The following is a 23,681-nucleotide window of genomic DNA, read 5'->3' as shown; positions in this document are numbered from 1 at the left end:
AACCATAAGCGAGCATACGTCAGCACATTAAATAGCCATGCGTAGCCTCTCTCGACCGGCCCACTCCTGCAACAGCAGGAGTGGCTTTCCTGAAGCTGCGCGATTCGCCCGGCCGCGAGCCTGAATGACAGCACGTCTTCTCGGATCGACTTCGACCGTTAATACATGGCGAACCTTCTCTCCTTGCCACAAGCTGAGCGACCATATGCTCGAGGTTCCGCGATCGCAGCGATACGCATAGCTGGCGACGCAATGGTGCAGCGCGGCGCCTTCTTTCCGGAGCTGAGCGCTATTGGTAAGTTCCATCATGTGCCAGCGTCTTGGCATCTCTGAAACATCCCGGCCTGGCTCTTCGAAGACCAAGGGTTGAAACGGTGACCGCGTCCACGAGAACGCGGCACTGCTGCCTCCAAGACTCCGATGCCAGGCTTGCATCAACCGCAGCATTGACTGCACTGTTCGACCTTTCATGGAAAAGGCCGACTCCGGTGGATCAAGGTCCGTCATTCCCTCCGGCGTCTCTACTGCGACTCGATCGTGACGAACCGCCTGAAGGAAGTCGATCATGGGTCCGATCTGCGTGGGATCGATATCACTGGCATTTGCGATCAGAAAGATCCAAACAGTGCGCCAGAACTCGCTATGACGCAGGTCGGTCGCCAATGGAGTAGACAGAATCGCCTGCGTAAATTTGACAGGCGCCCCCAGGGCGAGTAGCTCCGCCTTACGGATGGCATATTCGATTGGCAGATGATCCTGGGACGCCAGAAAGATGTGTTCCATCTTCCGCGTCATCATGATCGGCAGGTTGAGTGATCGAAAGCTGGCTCCACGAGAATGTGCGACGAACCAGCTGCGTTTCTTATCCGCAGTAGAGTCCGCCGCGTACCACGCAGAGGCAAGAAACGCTGGAACGTTGTACTCGCAAATAAGATGGCGCGCCAACGACGAAACCGCTGGCCGCCATGATGAAGATGTGCCCGCCCAGTCGATCACTGGACGGATGTGTGCGTTTCGAAATCGAGACAGATTGGCAAGCGCGTCTATGCCGGGATGACAGCCGTTAAAGACTGGCGCTTCGAACAAGCGCGCCGCCCGCTTGCGCGCGCAGTGCAGCACTTCATGAAACTTCTCCAAGGCGAGCGGATCCACTGCCAATTGCATGAATGCACGGTGAATGGCGCAGTCCGTCTGTCGCTTGTGATGCTGAACAAAACGTTCAGACCAAGACATAAACTTCTCCTGTTTTCTAAACCGGCGAGTAAGCGGCATGCAGTAATCCGCCGAGATACAAAAACAACAAGGCCGCAACTGCTGATCGCAGCCTGCCTGTTTTGTCCGGTTTAGATAACGGAGAAGAACATCACGAGGCTCATGATAGAGCATTCGGTGATGTATTCGTCAATTCATTTCAGGGGATTCATCTCCTGTGGGCCAGCTTTGCTGGCTGTCTTGCGGGCAGCGAGTCAGGGTCGATGTGAGAATGCTGCAGCCGGGTCAGCCTCGTCCCCAAGCTCCATAGCCGCGATCAGACCGGTCTTCATGGTGAACACATGAAAAATCTCTCTGTCTAATAGAAGGTCTCCGTGAAGGTTCTTGACGAGTTGGTGCACCCTGACACGGACCTTGCCTCCATCTTCCTCGGTGATTTCCAGTGGCTCGACATGGGGATCGAACTCTTCCCACTGCCGAGTCCAGTAGGCGCGGATCTCTTCCTTGCCTACAGCTCTGCCGCCCTCCGAAACCTTGGGCCAGTTCACATCGTGCGTCATCAGTGCTAAGACACTGTCGATGTCACGCTTATTGAATGCAGAGTACGCTTGCTCAATCAAGGTCTTCGTGTCTGCCATGCAACTCTCCTGTCACCCTATTTTCCTCTTCGACCCCCATAGGTGCTGAAGGTCACAAAGTTTTTGTAACCAAACCGACTAGTTGGTAGTCTACTTTGGTAATGCAAGGAGAGATGGCAGAACGCATTCTGAAGGCGGCGGAGGCCCTGATGATCGACAGAGGGTACTCGGCCTTCAGCTACGCCGATATCTCGGAAGCGGTGGAGATCAAAAAACCGAGCATCCATCACCACTTCCCGACAAAGGCTGGTCTGGCCGCGGCCGTTCTCAGAGCGCATCGCGAAAGAACGATCGAAGGAACTGAACAGCTCGACAGGCAGATCGAAGATCCCTGGAAGCGCCTTCATGCCTATGTCCAGTATTGGGAGGGGTGTATCCGAGGACGGACAGTCCCCTTCTGTGTGGCTGCCCTGATGGGAGCGGAGCTTCCTTCTCTGCCAGAGGAAGTGCAAGCCGAGGTTCGCCTGCACTTCAGTGTACTGGGGGAATGGCTGGAACGAACTCTGAAGGCCGGCGTAAAAGCAGGCGTTATCAAGTTGCAGGATTCAGCAGCAACGGAAGCCCAGACACTGATGGCGGTGGTCCACGGGGCAATGCTCTCCGCGCGCGCCACTGGCAAGTGTGATGTCTTCAAGCAAGTTACAGGAGCGGCGCTCAAGCGGATCGCTGCCCCCAAACACTAAACTGCAGAGCCACATGTGTCCCTGGCTCTGCCAATTAAACCTACCAACTAGAAGGTAGAAAGGTGCTTTATGCAAACCAATTCCTTTGAATCAGCCCGCTCCCTGCGCAACCTGTATCTCGTCCGGACGGCGTTTCAGCTGCTTTGGGCCGGAGCCGTGATTTCGGCGGCGCTTACGCAGCCACATTTCGCTTCCGTTTTGCTCATCGTGTACCCACTGTGGGATGTAGCCTGCACGCTGTACGATCTCGGCGCTTCTCGGCCCACCGGCAGCGCACGCACCTCGCAGGTGATCAATGCACTGCTGGGAACCGCGACTGCTGTTGGGATCGCCTTGACGGTCTTCAGTAGAGAGGCGATCTCCATCGCGATCTTCGGTGCATGGGCACTCGGAGCCGGACTGCTGCAGCTTGTTGCCGGGCTCATTCGCCGCAAGCAACTCGGTGGACAATGGGCGATGATCCTGAGCGGTGCGCAATCGACTGCCGCAGGCGTTGCCTTTGTACTGGGCGGCCTTAGCGGAAAGCTACATGCGAAGGATCTTGGAGGGTATGCCATCTTCGGTGCGGTCTACTTCCTTATCGGCGGAGTCCTGCTGAGCCGAAAGCTCTCGCAACTCTCCGAAGCTTAGACGAGGTGGAGCGTTGCGGCCGGTGACGTTACGCTCCAGCCTGATATCCGGATAGCGATAGGTGAAAAAGCCAAAGGCGGTACGCCGGTAGTACGATGACAGCACTGACCAAAGCTGGTTTGTACACAATCGCATCGGACTATGAAAAAGAGACATCTTGAAATTGCAGCTACGGCGGCGGATACATCTTTAAACACTGGGCCAACTGGATCGAACTCTCTCTTCACGCGGCGTGAGGTACTGGGAATGGCCGGCATGGCGGGTTTAGCCGGTTTGACAGGTTTCGCACCCGGCGCCGTTGCGCAAACCAGCGGAAGACGGCCTCGGATTGCCTGTCTCGTCAGCTATTGGGGTCTGCCGACATCCCATGCAGACTGGATCGTCAATAAGCTGTTGGACGGCTATTGGTGGCAGGGCGCCCATACTCCTTCACAGGTGGACGTGGTGTCCGTTTACATCCATCAGTTCGACACGAGCTTGCTGGGGCAGAAAGTATGCAAGGCAAAGAATATCCCCATCTTTAAAACGCCGGGAGAAGCCGTCACCCTTGGCGGCAAGGACCTTGCGGTGGATGGTGTCGTTATCGTCGCGGAACACGGGAACTATCCAACCGATCTCAAGGGGCATTGGCTGTTGCCGCGCTGGTGGATCTACCAGCAGGTCATCAAGGTCTTCGAGCAAAGCAACCGTTCCGTGCCTGTGTTTAACGATAAGCATCTCTCCTACAGCTGGGATGACGCCAAGTGGATGTTTGATAAGTCACGCGAGCTGAACTTCCCCTTGACCGGCGGCTCTTCCATACCGACTTACTTCCGCAAGCCTGAGATCGATCTTGCGGTGGATACGCCGCTCAGGAACTCGATCGTGGTTGGAGCCGCTCCGGATGAGGGAGCCATCTTCCATTGCATCGACGTGCTTCAGTCCTTTGTCGACCGCCGCAAGGGTGGGGAGACGGGCGTCAGGTCGGTGCAGTCTATTCGCGGGCCTGAGACTCGGAAATGGGTCGAACGCACTCCCTGGGCCGGTAACCTGCTTGAATCAGTGCGAAAGAACTTCGACCTGAAGCCGGGGCATTTTCAAGAGAGCAACCGGCCGGCCGTTTGCATTGTGGAGTACAACGACGGGACCTATGGGGCCGTAATTTCGGGCGAGGGTGTGGGCTGGACCTATGCCGGCGAGATCGAAGGGCAGAAGGATCCAACAATCATCTCCATGCTTGGCTGGCCCGGACCCGTTTCGCAGTATCACGCTGCCAATGCTTTCGATCACTGGCTCATCGAGATGATGCTGACCCGAAAGGAGCCGTTCAATGCGGAACGGCTGCTTCTGTCGACCGGCATCGTGAACCACTACATGGAATCGAACTGGGAGAACGGCCGCTACTCCGCCGTTGGACGCCGCGTCGAGACGCCCTTCATGAACATGAGATATCGCTCAACACACGGTCCACTCTTTGAGACCGGCCCTCGGCCGCCAAATACTCCGTATATCCGCGGCTTTGAATCATAGTCTGCGCGAACTATCGAGGAAGACGCATCTATCATCGCCCCGGCTCTTACACGGTCTTAGTGCAACCATTCGCACTGCAAGTGCGAAGGTCTTGTTAAGGGCATGGCTTTCAGCCATGCCGCACAGATGCCGCAGAAACGGCGGCTTTAAGCCGTCCCCTTAAGCAAGGCATTCGCACCTGCGGTGCGAAACGGGATGCACTGTGTGGGCAGACAGATCCTCGAGCGAGGCATGAAAGATTTCTTCATGCCTCGCTCGATTGGCCCTAGTTTTCTATCAATGCGATTTAAGTCCGCGACATTGCTATCTACGAACGTCAAATCACGCGAACTGGGCTGCGAGTCTCTTCAGGAAAGGGACGTACACTGCAGGACAGGAATGGGCTCCCTGGCACTCCGGCGGCGAATCAGTACCATTCTGCGAATTCGCATCGCTGAAGCTGATAAGGTTTTTGTAGAGCGCGGATGGGTTGACTATTCCAAGCTGTATCGCAACATCGTCAGCAAAGACGTGAGCACAATAATTCTGCACCGGGGGCCATGGAGGAGTCAGCGCGCTAGGACGCCCCGGTACCGAGTCCAAGGTGTTAACAATGCGATAGCTGTCGGGGACGTACTCCTGGTAGTTCGAAACGAGCGTGCTGACGCCAGAGGGATCTGATGCCCATGAGTCAGCCACACGTGGACTTGCCAGACTGTACATCGAGATCGCATCGAATTTGGACTCAAAGTTGAAGGCGATGTCCAGTGCACACAGGGTCGCCAATGCTCCACCCAGGCTATGTCCCGTGACCTTCACTGAGATAGTTGGATCTTCGTTCTCCTTGAAATACTGGTAGATCTGCTGCGCGAGTGACCCGTCAACGCGATCAATCAAATTGCCTTGTCCGTTGGAGCCCGTTGTGTACTGTTTATAAAAGCCTCCGTGCACCGATCCTAGATTTCCAAGCAGCCCGCCAAACGTAGCAGGGATGACGTCTATATCAATCTTGCCCCCCTCGTAGCTGTTCTGGGTACCGTGGAAAGCCACGACGATGATGCTGCTCTTCTTCGTGCCTGTCGGTTCAAGCTGCGCGATAAATCCCGCCGGAATTTGCACGGAATTGCCGTTTATATCGGTTTCGTAAACTGACAGGTTGGTATGTGACTTCAGCGTGTATCCCTGCGCGACGATCTGGGAAAAATCAGGATCCCAAGGGGTGGGCGCAACGGATTGTATCTGCCAGCTCTTAGGGCCAAGCAGGTTCTTAGGATCAGCGGGAGTGTTGGTCACGTAGTCGGAGTACTGATCGTTCGCCGCGTTGCAGCACAGGCCAAGAACATACGCGAGCTGAGCATCAAAGCCCGCTGGAACGGATTGGGGCAGTGCCGGCGGGTTCGTGCTTACCTGACAGGTTGCTTTTCCCTTCGAGGAAAGAGAAGACGGTGCATAGGCAGTGGTCGACATAAGCGTTACCTCCTGGAGCGAATACGAAGGTGGAGGGACCGTGTAGAGCATTTCCCTGTTGCTGGTATCCCGGAAGAGGAGTGCAGGAGCGTTTTCATTGCGGAAAACGCGTATAGATGCGGAAGCCCTACTCTGCACCTACAGGGAAAATACTCTATGGCCCGAACGTTACTTCACAGGCGATCGCACAACTGATCGCGCTGCGCGCAGAACCGCGAAGATTCTGCAATGGGGGATAAGGTAGTCCTGGGTCGGCTAGGGCAGTGTGTGCGAACTTCTTGCCGCATTCATAGGTTCTCCTCGCGTGTCTTAAACGACACAGCACACCCGTGGGAAAACCGAAGGCAAGAGGGCAATGTACCTACATTGCATTGATGTTCTTCTTCTTAGTACAGCTCAGCGTGGAAGAAGATATCAGTCTCGAAGAGTAATGAGAGGGGTGGTGATTGTCAATGGATTTTGAGTCAAGGTTAAGTTAATTGGAGACAAGGGATGCGGAGGCTCAACACGTCTTGATCATCCGCCGATCCAAGACTACACAGTGAAGGTACGACAAGCTCATCGTCTGAATTCACCGGCGATGATCCTCTCCCACAATCGCGCGCTCGCGTCATCCGCTGGGAACGATGACTCGATCCGCAGCTCATCCAGCGTGACGTCGTGCGGTGCGGCGAAGCTGGTCCATGTTGAAAAGAAGCTGAGCTCTACGCCGTTCTTGCGAATGACGAAGTTCAGTGTCGGCGACATGGAAACCTCCATGGGCCGCACCTTTGATTTCTCCGGCACATGTGGACTGGCCAGGGCGAACTCCAGCAACGCGCGCAGTTTCTCATCCGTCGGCGCCCAGTCGATCTCGTGATGCAGACGTCGTATGAGGTCAGACGCTACCTCATCCCAGTTAGCGATGAACGGGCGCAGCAGGTGGTCGCTGAAGATCTGACGGATCATGTTGGGATCGTCCGGCGGAGTATCGAAGACAAAGTTCATGAACGCGGCTGCGCCCTCGTTCGCACGCGTAATATCCCAGTGCCGGTTGAGGACCAGCGCGGGATAGGGCTCCTGCTGTTTGAGGATGAACTCGATGGCCCGATTGATCAGCGCCATCTCCGGCTGCGCCAAGCCGGTCTCGCGGTGCGTGGGAGCAAACCCTGCTGCGAGGAACAGAGCATTACGCTCCCGGAGCGGGATAGCGAGCGCCTCAGCAAGCTGTGTCACCATCTCCCGGCTGGGCAGAGCCTTGCCGCCTTCGATAAAACTGAGATGGCGAGCGGAGATTCCTGCCTCGAGCGCGAGCTCAAGCTGGCTCAGGTGGCGAAGGGTGCGCCACTGGCGAACAAGCTCGCCGATTCTGCTTACAATGTCGGAGGAGTTTGGGGAGTGCTGGCGGCGCTGCTCAGAGGGCATTGAGCCATCTTATGCCCTGCTCTGAAACGTCTGCTTTACCTCTGAGGTAATTGCCACCATTACCTCCCCTCCGGTATTCCTCCTTGAAGGAGCATTTCTTATGATCATTGACCGCCGGCGATTCCTGCAGCTCAGCTCAAGCTCGGCAGCCATCAGCCTGGTTCCTTCTGCCCTGGGAAAGATGACGCAGCAACAGCAACCCATCATTGACGTGCATCTGCACGCCTACCCGGACGACCTGCCCATCCCCGCCGCGGTGAATCCCGCTACCGGCAAAGCCGTACAGCTCAAGGATGGAGCAGCTCATCGCGCCGCCTGCCTGGCAGAGATGAAGCGCCTGAATATCGTCAAGGCAGTCGTCAGCGGAGGAGACGGAGATCGTCTTGCCGCCGCGTATTCCTGGTGCAACGCGGAGCCGAACAAGATCATTGCCGGCGCCGGCGTGCGTGGCTCCGCCGATACTCCCCTGCCGGAGTTGAATGTACTCCGCAGTGCGTTCAAGGACGGCCGCCTGCGCGTACTGGGAGAGGTCACAACACAGTACGCGGGAATTACGCTCGACGACCCCAAGTACGCTGCCTATCTGGCACTGGCTGAAGAGCTGGATATCCCGGTAGCGCTACACACCGGCACCATGCCCCCGGGAATGTCGTTCGATCCATGCTGCCGCACTGCACGCGCGCGCCTGGGCGATCCCATTCTGGTGGAGGAGGCGCTCAACCGCTATCCCAAGCTTCGCCTGAACCTGATGCATGCCGGCTGGCCGTATCTCGACGACACCATCTCCACCTTGTTCCACTATCCGCAGGTCAATGCCGACCTGGGCGCCATCGACTGGCTGCTTCCACGCGCGGAGTTCTATCACTACCTGCAGGCGCTGATGCGGGCCGGCTTTGGCAAGCGGCTGATGTTCGGCACGGACCAGATGTACTGGCCGGAAGGCATCGCCATGGCAGTGGATGCAGTGCAGTCCGCTCCGTTCCTCAGCGCGGATGAGAAGCGTGACATCTTCTATAACAACGCTGCCAAGTTCTATCGGTTGAGTTGATGAGGTAGCGAGTACATGAAGGTCGCAAAGCAGGATCACACGATATCCTTCTGAGGTTCGTGCGCGTCAAACCGCCGAGGCCTCTGGAGTAACGAATGAATCGCTGCTATCTCGCTGCTGTCCTTCTGCTTGCCACAACAGCGTTCTCACAGATACGGGAGAACGCTGCCCGCTTCGTCACCTGGCAGCCGATGGACGTATCTTCCTTTGAAGACGGCTACAAGCGCCACCTTGCATGGCATCGTTCCGCGTCCGATCCGTGGACATGGTATGGCTGGACCATCATCTCCGGCGACCGCTATGGAGCCTTCATCGACGCCACCATGTTTCATCAGTGGACCGACTTCGACAACCCCGTCAAGCCGGCGGAAGATGCGGCCGATAACGCCATGAACGTTCTGCCGTATGGCCAGATTCGCTCTGTTGTCAGCTATGAGGTGATGTCGCCGCTGACTGTTTTCCGGCCGCAAGACATCGAATCGTACCCGCTGTTGAGCTTCTTCACGTTGCGCCTGCGCCCCGGAGCTGAAAGCGCCTTTGAGCACGCGGCCATCGGCGTGATGCGCGGCATCGGTGGGCCGCATGCCATCCTGCGGCCGGTTACTGGAGCGACTGATTATCTTCTGCTGCTGCCGGCACGCAACAGCATCGACCTGCCGGAGAACGCAGAGATCTTCCGCCGGCTGGTTGCAGCCATGCCGCAGGATGCGGTTGTTGACACACGCCTGGAGCTCGCACGGTTTCGGAGAGATATGAGCTACTGGCCGCAGTCGTAGGCTGGGTTTTGGGTGCACTCCCTAACCGTGTTCGACACGCGCCTTGATATCCGCATACGCCGCCTCGATCAGCCTGTTCAACACAGCGGTGTTCGCTTCCATGCCCGGCCTCAGCTTCACATGCCGCATGAACCTGCCCGTACCCTTCAATAGCCGCGCTGGATCTGGCAGCGCTGCGCCGTGAAAGAATCCGATGTTGACATGCGCGGCGAAGACATTGACGTAGCCAAAGGGAGCGTCACCCAGACACGCGACCGGGCAGCCGTCGTGCAGGAGCTCGCGCACTTCGTCCCCACACTGTCGCATCACCTCAAACCACTTCTGCGCGATGGCGCCTAGCTCTCCGCGATGTTTGTTCATCCATGCATCGATGGCAGCATCGCGTTCCACGGCGCCATCGAATCGCAGTATCTCCGCCTTCATCGGCGCTCCATTCGCTTATCCTTCAATCTATATAGCAGCAGTGAAGAGTTGAAGCTAAAGCCGTTCCCGTAAGCAAAAGCCTATTCGAGCTTCGCTCGAACGTCCCACATATGCTTCGCATATATGGGGCACCCGGTGTATGGCTATCTCGAACTTATCAACTCATCTTTTATTTGATGGATGCCAGGCCTTGGTATTCGAGCTGCGGATACCAATTGCCGCCGCGGCCTGCCGGGGTAAGGTCGAGGATGCTCCATAAAATATCGGCATCGGGAGCTCCGCGCGGGTCCTGACCGGGGTCGGCCATCTCGCCGCTCATCTCACCGCTCCAGAAGTGATGGATCGTGCCATTACGACTCGTGAAGACACTCATGCCGGGAACATCACCATCGTCGGCGCTGACATAGGTACGGGTGTAGTCGCCCCTGGTATCGGAGTAGAGCTGCAGATTCCTCCAGCCGCGATCGTCTTTGAACTCTAAAAGCCGTTCGATGGGCGAGCGTGCGGTGACGGCGAGAGCGACCCGTTCGCGAAGGTTCCTGGCCGTGCCGTCCCAGGTGGTGAGCATGGCGGTACACATCGGGCACGCCCGCTCGCGTTGCGGGCCGAACATCATGCTATAGACAACCAGAGTGTCTTTATCGCCGAAGAGCTGTGAGAAATGCACCTCGCCGTTTGGCCCCTGGAAGGTATAGTCTTCGGGGATCGCACCTCCGAGGGGCAGTGCACGGCGGAGCTCGGCAACGCGTTCGATATTGCGCCGAAGCTCAATCTCCTCTGCAAGGAGAGCATTGCGAGCCTGGCGGTATTCGGGGCTTTCGTTGGGAAAGTGCGCTTGGTTCTTTGCCGCAAGCGCCGTTGCGGGAGTGAGGCGAGGATCGTGGACCATCCGCTTCTCCTTGGGGTGAGGTCACGTGCCAGCACACATTCTAATCACCCTGCGCGTCGGTTTGTGCCGGACCCATCAGACCCGGCGAACGTGACTACAATGGAGGGAACTGTTTATGGCAAACGAAGACATCCGGAACACCACTCCCGACCCCACCGACACACCCGAAACCGCTGACGAGTCCACGGAATCCTTCGGCGCGCTTCTCTCGCAGTTTGAGAAGGAACATACCGGTCGATCGAAGTCAGAGCCCTCCCAGAAGGAAGGCATCGTGGTATCGATCTCGCCGGAGTCTGTGTTTCTGGATATCGGCTTCAAGGTCGAAGGCGTGCTGCCGCGCTCGGCCTTTGACAACAACGCTGATGGCGTCGCCGTGGGAGACCGCTTCCCGGTCTCGGTCAAAGGACGCAACGAAGAGGGCTACTACGCGCTCTCGCGTTTGAAGATTGCACAGCCGACGGATTGGGCTTCGCTGGAAGAGGCCTTCGCGCAGAAGACGCCCGTGGTTGGTATTGTGACCGGAGTTGTGAAGGGCGGCCTGACGGTCGATGTCGGCGTTCGCGCCTTTCTGCCCGCATCACGCAGCGGCACCCGCGATGCCGCCGAGTTGGAGAAGCTGGTCGGCCAGGAGATCACCTGCCGCCTCACCAAAGTCGATGCGGCCGATGAAGACGTCGTCGTGGACCGCCGCGTCATCCTGGAAGATCAGGCGCGCCAGCTTCAGCAGCAGCGATACTCCGAAGTACGCGAAGGAGAGATCGTCACCGGTCAGGTTCGCAGCCTTGCCAGCTACGGCGCGTTTGTCGATCTGGGCGGCGTGGATGGGCTGCTGCACGTCAGCGATATCGCCTGGCAGCGCATCGGCAGCCCCGAGGAGGTCCTTCAGGTCGGCCAGCAGGTGCAGGTCAAGGTTCTAAAGGTGGATGCCGACAGCAAGCGCATCTCGCTCGGCCTGAAGCAACTGCAGCCTGAGCCCTGGGATACAGCCGCGGAACGCTACCCCCTTGGCCAACGCGTCAGCGGCATCGTGAAGCGCATTGCCGATTTCGGCGCCTTTGTCGAAGTAGAGCCCGGCATCGAAGGCCTGATCCATATCTCCGAGATGTCGTGGGTCAATAAGGTGCGCAAGGTCAGCGATCTGCTGAAGCTGCATGACACGGTGGAGGCAGTCGTCCTCGGCATCAGTCCGGCGGAGCGCCGTCTCTCCCTTGGCTTGAAGCAGGCACTCGGTGATCCGTGGGCTGCTGTTCCGCAGAAGTATCCTGCCGGTTCCGTGATTGAAGGACCAGTCACGCGGCTGACGAAGTTCGGCGCCTTTGTGCAGCTGGCCGAAGGCGTGGAAGGTCTGGTGCACATCAGCGAGATCGATGCAGAGAAGCGCATCAACCATCCGCAGGATGTGCTGAAGGTAGGAGAGATCGTCAAAGCCCAGGTGCTTGCCGTCGATATGGAGAAGCGGCAGATCAAGCTGAGCATCAAGCAACTGATTCCTACTCACCTGGATGAGTTCTTCACCGAGCACACGGCCGGCGAGACGGTCTCGGGCCGCGTGATCCAGCAGAGCGGAGACCATGCCGTCGTCGAGCTTGGAGAAGGTATTCTCGCCGACTGCACTGTCTCTGCCAAAACTGAGGCTGCAACATCCAGCCCGACTGCTCCGGCACTCGACCTCTCGGCCTTGAGCTCCATGCTGAATGCGCGGTGGAAGGGCGATACAAAAACATCCGCCTCGCAGGCGCAGCCGTTTCAGGTAGGACAGGTGCGCAAGTTCACCATCGCAACGATGGACGCTGCCACGAAGAAGATCGCGCTGGAGCTGGTGAGTTAGCAATCACAGGAAACACGGAGGAAGGTTATGGCTCCAGATCGTCACGCGAAGGTAGAGTTGTTCCACAACCTGCACGTGCGGCCTGGAGCCTTCATCCTTCCGAATCCATGGGATGTTGGCACCGCGCGTCTGCTTAGTCGTCTTGGGTTTGAAGCGCTGGCGACCACCAGCATGGGTTACGCCTTTTCGGTTGGACAGAAAGACAACACGCTGAGCCGCGAACAGGCGATCTCTCATATCGCTTCCATTGCGGCCGCTACCAACCTGCCGGTCAATGCAGACCTGGAGAACGGATTCGGAGACGCCCCTGAGCAGGCTGCGGAGACTATCCGCCTGGCTGCCGACGCCGGTGTCGCTGGCGGCTCCATCGAAGATGCGACCGGAGATGCTGCGAATCCTATTTATGCACGCGAGCTCGCTACGGAGCGTGTGCGTGCAGCCGTAGAAGCAGCACGGAGCGTTCCGGGGGGATTCGTCCTTACTGCTCGCGCGGAGAATTATCTGCATGGTCGGCCTGACCTGGCCGATACCATCGCGCGACTGCAGGCGTATCAGGAGGCCGGTGCCGATGTGCTGTATGCCCCCGGCCTTCGCACCAAAGAGGACATCGCATCCGTGGTGTCGTCGGTCGATCGTCCGGTGAATGTGGTGATGGGTCTGCAAGGAGTACAACTCAGCCGCGAGGAGTTGGCTGCGCTTGGCGTAAAACGTATTAGCGTGGGCAGTTCGCTTTATCGCACAGCGCTCGGCGCGTTTCTGCGCGCGGCGCATGAGATGGCTGGGCCAGGAACCTTTACGTTTGCGGCGGATGCGGCGAATCCGAAAGAAGTAGCTGCGCTGCTGACGGGCGAAGAACTCAGATAAGCCACGCTCGAACTTTTTGTTTGTCATTTCGTAGCGACCATAGGGAGCGGAGAAATCTGCTTCTCTACCCATACCGTTCAGGGCGACAACTACTGACGGATTATAGGGCGGGCCTTCAGCCCTTTAACATCTTATGGGCATTGAAACCTGGGGCGTTGCCCCAGGCTGGTATGGAACGCGCCTTCAGCGCTTATCCTCCGGTGTACCGATATCCCGGCGGCCTGCTGGCTGAGTAAAGGGTCGCGGAGAAGTCCGCTTCTCGCCCATTCTCTCTACCGGGGTGCCCCGCCCTCGCAACGCCAGGGCGGGTAAGGAAAGCCACAGCTCTTACTTCTCCCCAAGTTTGCCTGGAGCAAGCTGCTGCCGGAGTTGCACAAAATCGCCCATTCGAGCTATGTTGTCAGTGACAACACACATTTGCGGAGGTGGCGGATGTCTCTTGTTGGAGAAGTGCGAAGCTTCAACCGGTTCTATACCCGTGAGATCGGCTTGCTGGCCGAGCACCTGCCTCAGAGCGAGTTCTCCCTCGCCGAAGCGCGCGTGCTGTACGAACTGGCGCAGGCGGGCGAGCAGACCGCGGCAGACATCATCCGCACGCTCGGAATGGACAAGGCCCACGTCAGCCGCATTACCGCCCGCTTTCGGACAGCAGGCCTGGTGAAAAGCCGTATCAGCCCGGAGCACGGCAAGCACAAGCTGCTCTCGCTGACCGCCGCCGGGAAACGCACCTTCAAGCGGATGAACGATGGCACCGAGTCGCAGATCGAGACGCTGCTCGCGCCGCTCAGCGCCGAAAACCGCAAGCGCCTGGCAAAGGGTATGCGGGAAGTTCAATCTCTCCTTCAGCCAAAGCCTGCATCGGCAGAGGACGTGCGGCTTCGTCCCCTGAAGGTGGGTGACCTGGGCTGGATCACGCATCGTCAGGCGGTTCTCTACACGCAGGAGTACGGCTGGGACTGGACCTACGAAGGCCTGGTGGCCCAGATCCTCGGTGAGTTCGCCGCAAACTTCGACGCAAAACGCGAGGATGCATGGATTGCGGAGCTGAACGATCAGGTTGTTGGCTCCGTGTTCCTGATGAAGACCGACGATCCACAAGTCGCGAAGCTGAGGCTGCTTTACGTCGACCCGGCTGCCAGAGGTCTGGGGGTCGGCTCACGCCTGGTACACGCCTGCATCGAACGCGCACGCGAACTGGGATATAGCAAACTCACACTCTGGACCAACGACATACTGGTCTCAGCCCGCAAGATCTATCAGGCCGCCGGCTTCACCCTGCAGGGAGAAAACCGCCACCACTCTTTCGGGAAGGATCTGGTCGGCCAGACCTGGACGCTCGATCTGAAGAAGTAGTCGGAGAACTTCCGGCTCAGGAAGATTGAAGACTGTGCATTCTCCGCTTGACACCCCTAAACATCTAGGCTTAACGTACTCCCCATACCTAGTTACTTAGGGGAGGCGGCGTGGCGAAGAACGACTTGCAGGGGACGCTGGATCTACTGGTCCTGAAGACGCTCTCACAGGTCAGAGAGATGCATGGCTACGGAATTGTGGCTCACATTCAACAGGCATCGGACGATCTGCTTCGCGTTGAGGAAGGGTCGCTGTACCCGGCGCTGCATCGGATGGAGCAACAGGGATGGATCGCCGCGGACTGGGCCATGACCGAAACAAACCGCAAGGCGAAGTACTACAAACTGACCGCTGCGGGGCGAAAGCGCCTACAGGAAGAAGAGAAGAACTTTGAGCATCTGGTGAAAGGCGTACGCGCCATTCTGCGCTACGCGTGAGGTGAAGCCATGTCGCTGCTTCTACGTATTGCGAATCTCTTCTCTCGATCGAAGGTGGATCGGGAGATTGATGCCGAACTTCGTTTCCATATCGACATGCGGATCGAGGAGAACGTGGCTCACGGCATGTCGGCGGAAGAGGCGCGGCGCGACGCCCTGCTGCGCTTCGGCAATCTGTCGAGCACGAAGGAGAATGTCACCGGCGCAGATGCTGCATTGACGCTCTACAGCGTCTGGTCGGATATACGGTACGCAGGCCGGCAGTTGCGGAAGAATCCCGGGTTCTCCTCGACGGCCATTCTTGTATTGGCGCTGGGCATGTGCGCCAGTGTCGCGATCTTTGCCTTTGTCGATGCAGTACTGATCCGGCCGCTGCCCTATCAAAGTCCGTCACGGCTAGTTGCGTTGTTTGAGAGCACATCGCTAGGACCTCGTTTTCATCTGTCGTATCTGGACTACCTGGACTGGAAGCGACAGAACAAGGTCTTCGATTCGCTGGACGCATACGACAATCGATTCTTTGCCTTGAGCACAGCGACAGGGACACAGCGGGTGCCAGGCGCTGCAGTAAGCTCCGGCTTCTTCCGCACGCTGGGCGTTGCCCCCATTCTTGGGCGCGATTTTCATGATGGCGAGGATACTCCGAGTGCTCCGCGCACCGTAATGCTGAGCTATGCGGCGTGGCAGAACCGCTACGGCAGTCGCGAGGATGTGGTGGGCCAGGCGGTCACCCTGGAAGGCGTTCCGTATGTCATCATCGGCGTTCTGCCGCGGCAGTTTCACTTCGCGCCTGCGGGACCGTCGGAGTTCTGGACATCGCTTCATGAGTCCTCTGACCCAAACAATCGCGGGGACCATGGATTGTGGGCGATTGCGCGCCTGAAAGACGGAACGACGCCGCAGACGGCCTCCGCCGACATGAGCTCGATCGCACAGCAACTGGCGAGACAGTATCCGGACTCCGATGGCGGGCGCGGTGCTACTGTCCTTCCGTTGTCCGAGCTGATCGTCGGCAATCTTCGCCCCATTCTTCTGCTGCTGTTGAGCGGAGCGGTATTGCTGCTGTTGATTGCCTGCGTGAATGTCTCCGGCCTGATACTAGTTCGTTCGGAGAACCGCCGGCATGAGATCGCGGTCCGCGGCGCGTTGGGCGCGTCGCGTATGAGGCTCATCCGCCATTTCGTCACGGAAGGAGTTTTGCTCGCCGCCGCAGGAAGTGTTTTGGGGGCCGCCGCTGCTTACGGTGCAATCCATCTCCTGTTGAGACTTGTGCCGGCGAACATGCTGGAGGGGATGCCTTACCTGCGTGGACTCGGGCTGAACCCACACGTCATCGGTTTCGCCGTAGCGACCGGCCTGGCGATGGCAATTCTGTTTTCTCTCACACCTGTACTTCGCCTGTCATTGATTGACCTGCGCGCCGGGTTGGTGGAGGGCGGCCGTGGCGGCGCCAGGACGGCATGGAAACATCTCGGAGCGAATCTCGTGGTATTGGAGCTATGTACCGCGATGGTGTTGCTGGTAGGAGCGGGATTGCTGGGCAAGAGCTTCTATCGATTGCTGCATGTCGATATCGGCCTGCAGCCGGATCACCTGGCGATGATAGGCCTGAGATCGCCGCACTTCCGCTATGCGAAACCCGAGCAGATAGTTGCCTTGACGCGGCGTGTGATGGAGGAGACAGGCAGGCTGCCCGGAGTGCAATCGGTAGCAGTAGCGCACCAGGCGCCCGTGGCGAATGTGGCTGGAGGCAATACAGCCTTCGAGATCATCGGCAGGCCGCAACATGGAACCGTCTACGAAGCCACCAATCGCCAGGTTGGCGAGGGTTACCTGGCCACCATCCAGGCGCGGCTGGTGCGGGGACGCTACTTCACCGGGACGGAGGATGCTTCGAAGCCTCGCGTGATGATCGTCAATCAGACCTTCGCACAAAAGTATTTTCCCGGGGAAGATGCGATCGGCAAGCATATTCGATACGACGCATCGTCTCCCGTGATCGAGATCGTCGGCATTGTGGACGACATCAAGGAAGGACCGCTCGATGCTGAGGTTCAGCCGGTACTCTATACCCCGTTCAACCAGGAACCTGACAACGCCCTCTGCCTCGTCGTCAGGACAGTTCATGCGCCGCAGGAGTTATTGAAGTCACTGGAAGGAACGGTGCGCGGGATCGATTCCGACATTCTGACCTATAACGCTGAGACGGCGGAAGACCGCATCCATAACCTGCAGTCGACCTATCTTCATCGCTCCTCCGCATGGCTTGTAGGCGGATTCGCGGCGATGGCGCTATTGCTGGGCATCGTCGGTCTGTACGGCGTGATCGCCTACTCGGTAAGCCAGCGAACCCGCGAGATAGGAGTGCGTATGGCGCTGGGCGCGCAACGCAACTCCGTCTACCGGTTGATTCTGAAGGAGGCAGGCAGGGTGATGGCCCTCGGCATTCTGAGTGGAGCAGTCTGCTCGGTGGCCACAGCGTGGATGATGCGAAAGCTGCTGTTCGCTACAGCGCCGTGGGATGCGGGCACGCTCGCCGCTGTGGCGGTGATGCTTGCAGCTTCAGCACTGCTCGCCAGTTATATCCCGGCACGACGGGCTGCTTCGGTCGATCCGGTCGAGGCACTGCGCTCTGAATAGCTCCTGGATGTGAAACCGTCAGATTGACGGCCATCGTCCGGCGGAGCTGTAGAATTCTCTTCGATGAAGCGGACCCTCGCCATTGCCGGCTCAGCAATCTTCCTGGTCATTGCGCCGGGAACGGTTGCGGGCTACATCCCCTGGTGGATCTGCCGGTGGCATATGCAGGAGCCACTGGCCGGATTCTTTGCGTTTCGAATTCTCGGAGTGTTGCTGATGGTCGCAGGGCTCCCTGTCCTGCTGGATTCCTTCGCACGCTTCGCGATGCAGGGCTTCGGCACGCCTGCGCCGATCTTTCCAACACGCCAGCTCGTCGTCAGCGGTCTCTATCGGTATGTGCGAAATCCTATGTATGTAGCGGTCGCGTCGTTGATTCTGGGCCAAGGGTTGTTCTTTGGCAATCTCCGCGTTCTTGAATACGGCATTGCAATCTGGGCGGCATTCCATCTCTTTGTTCTCGTCTACGAAGAGCCCACCTTAAGAAACACCTACGGCTCTGCGTACGACGTCTTCTGTGCCAATGTCCACAGATGGATTCCACGTTTACGCCCCTGGAAGCAGAGCAACCGGAACGACGGTTGATTCTTTGCCTGTGAAGCTCAAGGTAGTTTGCTGGTTAGCAGGTTAAACTCCACACTTGGTCCTATCGGTATAGGAGTCACCACCCCAGATCCAGGATTCGAATTGAAGTCGATCCGGTAAATCGTCCCTCCGCTAGGCTCCGTTTTGTTCGGGTCGCCGCCCGGTGTGGGATGAATATTTCCATCCTTATCCACGGTCCAATCTGGGGTCTTTGCAAACCTCAGGTGATTAGGGTTCAGGGTGAGGCTCCCGGTCACGATGTCTCCCGTCCCAAAGGTGTATACATCGGCGGTCCAGTATTCCGGCGGATTCGACGGAGGGTAAACCTTCTCAGTGATGCAGCCCTGACCGACTGCATTCTGCATATTAGCGGCTTGAGCTGAGTATTTCGGCGAAACCTTCGCGTTCGGTTCCCGGTTCCCTGCACTCTCACACGACACGAGAAAAACCCGGTGCACTCGAACCGCAATCTTATTCTTGTCCGATAGCTTCTTGAATGACTTGTCATCCCTCAGCTTCAGAAACGCTCTGGTAATTTCCCGAGCCAGCCTGCGATTGGTCTGATGGAATTCGATAACGATCTGAAAGTCCGAAAAGTCCTTTCGGTTCGGCCCGGAGCGATCCTTCTGCATCACCTTATCGGCAAATTCCACGATCTTGGCGGCAATATGGTTGCAATACGCCCCGCCCAGAGATGCCGCCGCGTCTCCCAATGCAGCCTTGGCAGCATTGGCATCGTACATCTGCAATTTACTCGTGATTGGCTGCAAGCTCGTAATGCCGTCAGGGTTCTGAATATCCCCTTCCTTGACGTTTTTTGTGTGCTCGCTGTCGTCTTCAAGCAGGATGAGCGTGTCCATCTTCGCGAACTCCTTGCATCCCAAATCGGCAGCCGATCTGCACATGAGCCCAGGAGGCACTGAGGAATGACTGGCCACAAAAGATCGGAAGGTCTCGGGGATAGCAGATATCATATCCCGCACCTTCCTTCGATGAGCCAGAAATTTTAGTGACCATTCAAGGCGTCGAGCGTTATACCAACATCCGTGTCGCGGGCATTGAACGACCGGTACACAGCCTGCAAGGGTTCGCACACGTGACGCTCAAGCCGGGCGAGTCAAGGAAGATCGAGTTCCCACTCGGTTTTGAGGAGCTCTCCTTCTATAACGCGAAGAGTCAGCGGGTGATCGAACCGGCGGAGTACACGGTTTTTATCGGCGGCAGTTCCCTTGCCGATCAGGCGGCGCATTTCGTTACTTTGCCTTAGTGTGTATTGACGAATTCGACAGAGCCCATGCAATGGGTGGGAGATTCGAGCGAAGCCTCTTTCGCGCATAGCGCGAATGCCTTGCTTAAGGACACGGCTTCAGCCGTGTCGTACAAGGTGCAAAAGGAGTACGGCTTTAGCCGCTGAGGTCAAGACGAGATGTATCGACAAATTTGCCTTCAGAATTATGGAGCGGGCCTTCAGCCCTTGAACTACAAATGTGCCGGATACCTGGGGCGTTGCCCCAGGCTGGTATAGAGCGCGCCTTCAGCGCTTATTCGCTGGGTAAACGCTCGCAACGCAGAGCCAAACCGTTAAACGCCGAGATCTCGCCCAGACGAGCGAGATCTCGGTGGTTCCGCCTGCCCTTCTCCGGGCTAAGGTGTGGTGATAGACACGTTATCGAAGGTTGCGGTGCACAGCTGGGCGTTGTTCCGGCTACTGACGACCAGTCCGATGTACGCGCTACTCGCCATTGAGATGGTGACCGTGCCCTGCTGGGTCCAGGTCACACCGTCCGAGGAGTAGTAGCCGGTGAAGGTGCTGCCGTTGCGCACGACACGAACCCAGTAGGGAGCCGCGAGGCCGGCGGTTCTGCTGCCGCTCGTAGCGCTGCCGGTCGTTGTGCGTGTGACCCAGGTGACGCCGTTCCCCGGGGTGACGTTGATGTTCGCCATCGTCGAGCCCGTAGCGAGTGTCTCGCGGATCATCACGCCTGCCTGGGCTCCGCTGTTGGTGTTGGTCATGCTGACTACCCGGGCTGTGATGGTGTAGCTGGTTCCCGCTGTCTGGTACGCATAGTTGAACTGATCGGCGGTGCCGCTAATGCTGCTGCCGGAACCGTTCACCGTATACGTGCCACTGCTGTAGCTGGCGCTACCAGCAATGCTGACGCCTCCGATGTCCTGGTCCGTCCAACCCGTCGGCAGACCACCTGTGGCCGTATTGACCACCAGCGTTACCGTCGCCGAGTGCGACAAGCTACCGTCGGCGCCCGTGATCGTCAGGGTGTAGGTGCCCGCTGGTGTTGTCGTTGCAGTCGAGACCGTTAGGGTCGAGCTTCCCGAGCCGGCAACCGACGTTGGGCTGAAGCCACCTGTGGCTCCGGTAGGCAGTCCGCTCACGCTCAGGCTTACCGTATCGGTAAAGCCGTTCAGCGCGCCGATCGTTGTTGTGTAGGTGGTGCCGTTGCCCTGCGTCACCGTCTGCGAACTCGGTGTGGCCGAGATGCTGAAGTCCGCCGGTCCCTGCACCACCAGCGTCACGGTCGCCGAGTGCGTCAAGCTGCCGCTGGTGCCCGTGATCGTCAGTGTGTATGTGCCCACTGGAGTTGTCGTTGCGGTCGAGACCGTCAGCGTCGAGCTACCTGAACCCGCGACTGACGTTGGGCTGAAGCTGGCGGTAGCTCCGGTAGGCAGGCCGCTCACGCTCAGACTCGTCGTGCCGGTGAAGCCGTTCACAGCGCTGATCGACGTTGTGTAAGTGGTGCTATTACCCTGCGTCACTGTCTGCGAGCTTGGAGTCGCCGAGATGCTGAAGTTAGACGGTCCCTGCACAATCAACGTCACTGTACCTGTGTGCGTCAGAGTGCCGTTGGTGCCCGTGATCGTAAGTGTGTATGTGCCTGCTGGGGTTGTCGTCGCAGTCGTCACCGACAGCGTTGAGCTTCCCGAGCCGGAGACGGACGTTGGACTGAAGCTGGCGGTAGCTCCGGTTGGCAGTCCACTTACACTCAGATTCACCGTGTCAGTGAAGCCATTCAGTGCGCTGACCGTCGTTGTGTAGGTGGTGCTGTTGCCCTGCGTTACCGTCTGCGAACTCGGTGTATCCGAGATGCTGAAGTCAGGCGTCGGAGTGCCGACTGTCATTCTGTGAATGATGATCGAGTTGTTGTTGTAATTGTCCTTGCTGACCAGGTAGTCGCCATTGCTCGCCTGATAAGCCCGAATGCCGTACATCGAATCAACATCGTTGCCCACCGCCACATTGGAGTTGGCAGTGGTCATCGTCAGGTCATTGGCGCCGGTCGTCAGGTTGTAGACGTCGATATCGGGCACGGTGTGGACATACGAGATGAACAGATAGTTGCCCGCCGCCGCGCGTCCCTTGGGGTTCTGCGTGGTCTTCAGGTTGATGACCTTGTCGGGAGTGGTGGTGTGGCCCGCCATCCAGCCGTGGTACACCTCAACCCGGCCGCCCAGCGAGGTCCAATCGGTGCCGTTCCCGTTCATCAGGACCATCGTGTCGGTGGAGGGGATGTACTCGATGCCTGCCAGTGGCGCAATGGTCGACGGAGTCGGCGTGGTTGTTGGCGTTCCGTAGATCGGCTTGCCATTGGCATCAAAGCCCGTCAACGGGTAATGGGTGATCGCGTTGGTCTTATCCAGGCCCACCCAGATATCGCCATTCGTGTCGAGACAAAAGCCGTTCCGGACACGAGCCAGAGTATTGAAGTAGTTGGTATAACCCGCTGGACTGGTCTGGCCCGGCAGCGTGCCGAAAGGGACCGATGCGTACTGGCCGGTGGGGAAATAAGAAAAGATGAAGAGGTCAGGATTCTGGCCGGTGGCTGCGAGGATGCGATGACCGTTGACGCTGGTCATGAGACCGAAATCAAATCCGCGGCTGTTGTTGGTCACGTCCACGCGCGGATCTGTTGGATAGTCGAGTGCATCGACGCTGTTGCCAACGTATCCTCCACCGCCCGTACCCGAGAATACGTCCTGACCACCGTATAAGTAAGCGCCATCGGTACCCGGGTCGAAAGCGGCGTTGCCTTCGAAGTTCAGTCCCTGCAGCGTGTACTGCAGTACGCCGGAGCTGTTGTAAGCGTGAAGATCGGTCTTTCCATTGCGTCCCAGGTCCCAGGTTCCTCCCCACGGATTGTTGAGGACGTACAGGTTTCCGGTGCTGTCTTTCCCGATACCGACGATGCGCGTGAAGCGCTGGCTACCGGTCTGCCCCTTGACTCCCGCAGTCGTGTCGAGATATCCGCCCTGCACACCGAAGGAGCCCACAAGAGTCGGAGTGCTCGACAGATTTCCGTAGATCTGGATGTTCATGTTCGGCCCCTGATCGCCGACCATCAACTGGTTATTGGCGCTGTCAAAGTACAACGCCGAAGGCCGGGAGCTGGAGCCCATGTTGATGGTGTTGAGCACGGTTCCCGACGAGGAGAACTCCTGGATCGTTCCCTCCTGCATCTGGGCCACCCATACGTTCCCCGATCCATCGATCGCGATCGCGCCGGGATCTGTGAGGGTCCAATCCGATTGCCACACGCCGGCGGTTGTGTAGCACCGCACCAGGTTGTCAGGATGGTCGCTGACATACACCAGCGTTCCAGTATCGGCGATGCCGGTGATAACGTCCGCGCGTTTCTCGGTCTTATTTGTACTCGCCGACCAGGTCAGATCCCGCGTGTGGGTGCTGCGGTTGTAACGGCCAATATAGCCGCTGCCCCCGAGGGCTGTATTGAATTGCAGTGCGGCGAAGAGATTGGTGCTATCGCCACTGATCGCCCCGCCCATGGTCTCGCCATGCGCGCCGATAGTTCCTGTTTTCTGGCCGTTCTGGTAGATATTGATGCTTCCCTGGCTCTCGTCCCACATGGAAGCGGTATAGATAACTCCCTCAGGCGCCACCCACATGGACCGCATGGCATTGCCCACATACGTGGGGGTAGTCGAATACGTGTTACCTACCCACGTCGTTGTGTAAGTCGCTTGGGCATGGCTGATCGTCGCGCTTATCAGCAGCAGGAAAAGACAGGTGATCGCAAAGAATGCTGACCAACCTCGTTTTGCAGGCATAGGGGATCTCCTAAGCCTTCTGCTTCTAAGAATGAGCGAGAAGGCTGTAGCACGGTGGCGTTGTAAATTCCACGAGCCTTCTAACTTGCGGTGCAAAGGCGAGTCAATACGGATGCCTCACCTAACTTCTCTGGTGGAATACGTTTCATTTTTCACGTTTGCTCTGTGGGTAGAACGCGATTCTTTGAGCGAAGGAATTCCCAACAGGAATGCGGATCTTCCCGAATGGAGCGCTGTTTC

Annotated in this window: 20 protein-coding genes; 12 read left to right on the top strand and 8 right to left on the bottom strand. The window is 58.0% G+C overall.

Translation table 11 applies throughout. The features are described 5' to 3' along the window. Positions 1–27 precede the first annotated feature (27 nt). Both AB4Y89_RS20865 and AB4Y89_RS20860 read right to left on the bottom strand, forming a co-directional pair. The gene (locus AB4Y89_RS20865; protein ID WP_442302872.1) at positions 28–1,233 is read right to left on the bottom strand and encodes a PcfJ domain-containing protein; all 1,206 of its coding nucleotides are present in this window, start codon (positions 1,231–1,233) and stop codon (positions 28–30) included. A gap of 233 nt (positions 1,234–1,466) precedes the next feature. Next, on the bottom strand, positions 1,467–1,850 hold the full coding sequence (locus AB4Y89_RS20860) for a nuclear transport factor 2 family protein (protein WP_442302871.1): 384 nt from the start codon (positions 1,848–1,850) through the stop codon (positions 1,467–1,469). 113 nt (positions 1,851–1,963) lie between these two features. On the opposite strand from AB4Y89_RS20860, the gene AB4Y89_RS20855 reads away from it, so the two are divergent. From AB4Y89_RS20855 to AB4Y89_RS20845, 3 genes are all read left to right on the top strand, one after another. Beyond that, positions 1,964–2,533, top strand: a complete 570-nt coding sequence (locus AB4Y89_RS20855; protein WP_442302870.1) for a TetR/AcrR family transcriptional regulator — start codon at positions 1,964–1,966, stop codon at positions 2,531–2,533. Between the two features lie 69 nt (positions 2,534–2,602). Then, the gene (locus AB4Y89_RS20850) at positions 2,603–3,163 is read left to right on the top strand and encodes a hypothetical protein (protein WP_442302869.1); all 561 of its coding nucleotides are present in this window, start codon (positions 2,603–2,605) and stop codon (positions 3,161–3,163) included. Between the two features lie 141 nt (positions 3,164–3,304). Further along, positions 3,305–4,672, top strand: a complete 1,368-nt coding sequence (locus AB4Y89_RS20845; RefSeq protein ID WP_442302868.1) for a hypothetical protein — start codon at positions 3,305–3,307, stop codon at positions 4,670–4,672. 321 nt (positions 4,673–4,993) lie between these two features. On the opposite strand, the gene AB4Y89_RS20840 is transcribed toward AB4Y89_RS20845, so the two are convergent. Continuing rightward, the gene (locus AB4Y89_RS20840; RefSeq protein ID WP_442302867.1) at positions 4,994–6,118 is read right to left on the bottom strand and encodes a lipase family protein; all 1,125 of its coding nucleotides are present in this window, start codon (positions 6,116–6,118) and stop codon (positions 4,994–4,996) included. A gap of 558 nt (positions 6,119–6,676) precedes the next feature. Further along, positions 6,677–7,522 carry a helix-turn-helix domain-containing protein gene (locus tag AB4Y89_RS20835; RefSeq protein ID WP_442302866.1) on the bottom strand — a complete coding sequence of 282 codons (846 nt, stop codon included), beginning with the start codon at positions 7,520–7,522 and terminating at the stop codon, positions 6,677–6,679. A gap of 100 nt (positions 7,523–7,622) precedes the next feature. On the opposite strand from AB4Y89_RS20835, the gene AB4Y89_RS20830 reads away from it, so the two are divergent. Both AB4Y89_RS20830 and AB4Y89_RS20825 read left to right on the top strand, forming a co-directional pair. Continuing rightward, positions 7,623–8,570: an amidohydrolase family protein gene (locus tag AB4Y89_RS20830; RefSeq protein WP_442302865.1), complete on the top strand. Its 948-nt coding sequence runs from the start codon at positions 7,623–7,625 to the stop codon at positions 8,568–8,570. 95 nt (positions 8,571–8,665) lie between these two features. Next, positions 8,666–9,346 (top strand): hypothetical protein, encoded by a 681-nt coding sequence (locus AB4Y89_RS20825; protein WP_442302864.1) that lies wholly within the window; start codon positions 8,666–8,668, stop codon positions 9,344–9,346. A 21-nt stretch (positions 9,347–9,367) separates the two neighbouring features. Here the strand turns inward: AB4Y89_RS20825 and AB4Y89_RS20820 are convergent, their stop codons facing one another. Both AB4Y89_RS20820 and AB4Y89_RS20815 read right to left on the bottom strand, forming a co-directional pair. Beyond that, positions 9,368–9,769: a DUF1801 domain-containing protein gene (locus AB4Y89_RS20820; protein ID WP_442302863.1), complete on the bottom strand. Its 402-nt coding sequence runs from the start codon at positions 9,767–9,769 to the stop codon at positions 9,368–9,370. A gap of 169 nt (positions 9,770–9,938) precedes the next feature. Further along, complete coding sequence (locus tag AB4Y89_RS20815; protein ID WP_442302862.1) at positions 9,939–10,658, bottom strand: DUF899 family protein; 720 nt, start codon at positions 10,656–10,658, stop codon at positions 9,939–9,941. Positions 10,659–10,773: 115 nt separating this feature from the next. Between AB4Y89_RS20815 and AB4Y89_RS20810 the strand changes: the two genes are divergently transcribed. The 6 genes from AB4Y89_RS20810 to AB4Y89_RS20785 all read left to right on the top strand — a co-directional run bounded on the left by AB4Y89_RS20810 (position 10,774) and on the right by AB4Y89_RS20785 (position 18,362). Then, positions 10,774–12,486, top strand: a complete 1,713-nt coding sequence (locus AB4Y89_RS20810; RefSeq protein ID WP_442302861.1) for a 30S ribosomal protein S1 — start codon at positions 10,774–10,776, stop codon at positions 12,484–12,486. 27 nt (positions 12,487–12,513) lie between these two features. Beyond that, positions 12,514–13,350, top strand: coding sequence for an isocitrate lyase/PEP mutase family protein (locus tag AB4Y89_RS20805; RefSeq protein WP_442302860.1), 837 nt, complete (start codon positions 12,514–12,516; stop codon positions 13,348–13,350). A 432-nt stretch (positions 13,351–13,782) separates the two neighbouring features. After that, a complete protein-coding gene (locus AB4Y89_RS20800; RefSeq protein ID WP_442302859.1) occupies positions 13,783–14,703 on the top strand; it encodes a bifunctional helix-turn-helix transcriptional regulator/GNAT family N-acetyltransferase in 921 nt (306 codons plus the stop codon). Between the two features lie 110 nt (positions 14,704–14,813). Further along, entirely contained in the window at positions 14,814–15,140 is a 327-nt protein-coding gene (locus AB4Y89_RS20795; protein ID WP_147650028.1) for a PadR family transcriptional regulator, read from the top strand. Between the two features lie 9 nt (positions 15,141–15,149). Then, on the top strand, positions 15,150–17,780 hold the full coding sequence (locus tag AB4Y89_RS20790) for an ADOP family duplicated permease (RefSeq protein WP_442302858.1): 2,631 nt from the start codon (positions 15,150–15,152) through the stop codon (positions 17,778–17,780). A gap of 63 nt (positions 17,781–17,843) precedes the next feature. Further along, on the top strand, positions 17,844–18,362 hold the full coding sequence (locus AB4Y89_RS20785) for a methyltransferase family protein (protein WP_442302857.1): 519 nt from the start codon (positions 17,844–17,846) through the stop codon (positions 18,360–18,362). 17 nt (positions 18,363–18,379) lie between these two features. On the opposite strand, the gene AB4Y89_RS20780 is transcribed toward AB4Y89_RS20785, so the two are convergent. Continuing rightward, positions 18,380–19,222, bottom strand: a complete 843-nt coding sequence (locus AB4Y89_RS20780) for a hypothetical protein (RefSeq protein ID WP_442302856.1) — start codon at positions 19,220–19,222, stop codon at positions 18,380–18,382. A 149-nt stretch (positions 19,223–19,371) separates the two neighbouring features. On the opposite strand from AB4Y89_RS20780, the gene AB4Y89_RS20775 reads away from it, so the two are divergent. Further along, positions 19,372–19,629, top strand: a complete 258-nt coding sequence (locus tag AB4Y89_RS20775; RefSeq protein ID WP_442302855.1) for a fibronectin type III-like domain-contianing protein — start codon at positions 19,372–19,374, stop codon at positions 19,627–19,629. A 377-nt stretch (positions 19,630–20,006) separates the two neighbouring features. Here the strand turns inward: AB4Y89_RS20775 and AB4Y89_RS20770 are convergent, their stop codons facing one another. Beyond that, complete coding sequence (locus AB4Y89_RS20770; protein WP_442302854.1) at positions 20,007–23,441, bottom strand: SMP-30/gluconolactonase/LRE family protein; 3,435 nt, start codon at positions 23,439–23,441, stop codon at positions 20,007–20,009. Positions 23,442–23,681: the final 240 nt, after the last annotated feature.

The organism is Terriglobus sp. 2YAB30_2, from assembly GCF_052114765.1.
GTDB lineage: Bacteria > Acidobacteriota > Terriglobia > Terriglobales > Acidobacteriaceae > Terriglobus.
The sequence above is the reverse complement of the archived record's forward strand: the minus strand, read 5'-3'. Positions and strand labels throughout refer to the sequence as shown.

Bases quoted from the DNA above. Each gene is read 5' to 3' on its own strand.
- AB4Y89_RS20865 (WP_442302872.1), bottom strand. From the start codon at position 1,233: ATGTCTTGGTCTGAACGTTTTGTTCAGCATCACAAGCGACAGACGGAC.
- AB4Y89_RS20860 (WP_442302871.1), bottom strand. From the start codon at position 1,850: ATGGCAGACACGAAGACCTTGATTGAGCAAGCGTACTCTGCATTCAAT.
- AB4Y89_RS20855 (WP_442302870.1), top strand. From the start codon at position 1,964: ATGGCAGAACGCATTCTGAAGGCGGCGGAGGCCCTGATGATCGACAGA.
- AB4Y89_RS20850 (WP_442302869.1), top strand. From the start codon at position 2,603: ATGCAAACCAATTCCTTTGAATCAGCCCGCTCCCTGCGCAACCTGTAT.
- AB4Y89_RS20845 (WP_442302868.1), top strand. From the start codon at position 3,305: ATGAAAAAGAGACATCTTGAAATTGCAGCTACGGCGGCGGATACATCT.
- AB4Y89_RS20840 (WP_442302867.1), bottom strand. From the start codon at position 6,118: ATGTCGACCACTGCCTATGCACCGTCTTCTCTTTCCTCGAAGGGAAAA.
- AB4Y89_RS20835 (WP_442302866.1), bottom strand. From the start codon at position 7,522: ATGCCCTCTGAGCAGCGCCGCCAGCACTCCCCAAACTCCTCCGACATT.
- AB4Y89_RS20830 (WP_442302865.1), top strand. From the start codon at position 7,623: ATGATCATTGACCGCCGGCGATTCCTGCAGCTCAGCTCAAGCTCGGCA.
- AB4Y89_RS20825 (WP_442302864.1), top strand. From the start codon at position 8,666: ATGAATCGCTGCTATCTCGCTGCTGTCCTTCTGCTTGCCACAACAGCG.
- AB4Y89_RS20820 (WP_442302863.1), bottom strand. From the start codon at position 9,769: ATGAAGGCGGAGATACTGCGATTCGATGGCGCCGTGGAACGCGATGCT.
- AB4Y89_RS20815 (WP_442302862.1), bottom strand. From the start codon at position 10,658: ATGGTCCACGATCCTCGCCTCACTCCCGCAACGGCGCTTGCGGCAAAG.
- AB4Y89_RS20810 (WP_442302861.1), top strand. From the start codon at position 10,774: ATGGCAAACGAAGACATCCGGAACACCACTCCCGACCCCACCGACACA.
- AB4Y89_RS20805 (WP_442302860.1), top strand. From the start codon at position 12,514: ATGGCTCCAGATCGTCACGCGAAGGTAGAGTTGTTCCACAACCTGCAC.
- AB4Y89_RS20800 (WP_442302859.1), top strand. From the start codon at position 13,783: ATGTCTCTTGTTGGAGAAGTGCGAAGCTTCAACCGGTTCTATACCCGT.
- AB4Y89_RS20790 (WP_442302858.1), top strand. From the start codon at position 15,150: ATGTCGCTGCTTCTACGTATTGCGAATCTCTTCTCTCGATCGAAGGTG.
- AB4Y89_RS20785 (WP_442302857.1), top strand. From the start codon at position 17,844: ATGAAGCGGACCCTCGCCATTGCCGGCTCAGCAATCTTCCTGGTCATT.
- AB4Y89_RS20780 (WP_442302856.1), bottom strand. From the start codon at position 19,222: ATGGACACGCTCATCCTGCTTGAAGACGACAGCGAGCACACAAAAAAC.
- AB4Y89_RS20770 (WP_442302854.1), bottom strand. From the start codon at position 23,441: ATGCCTGCAAAACGAGGTTGGTCAGCATTCTTTGCGATCACCTGTCTT.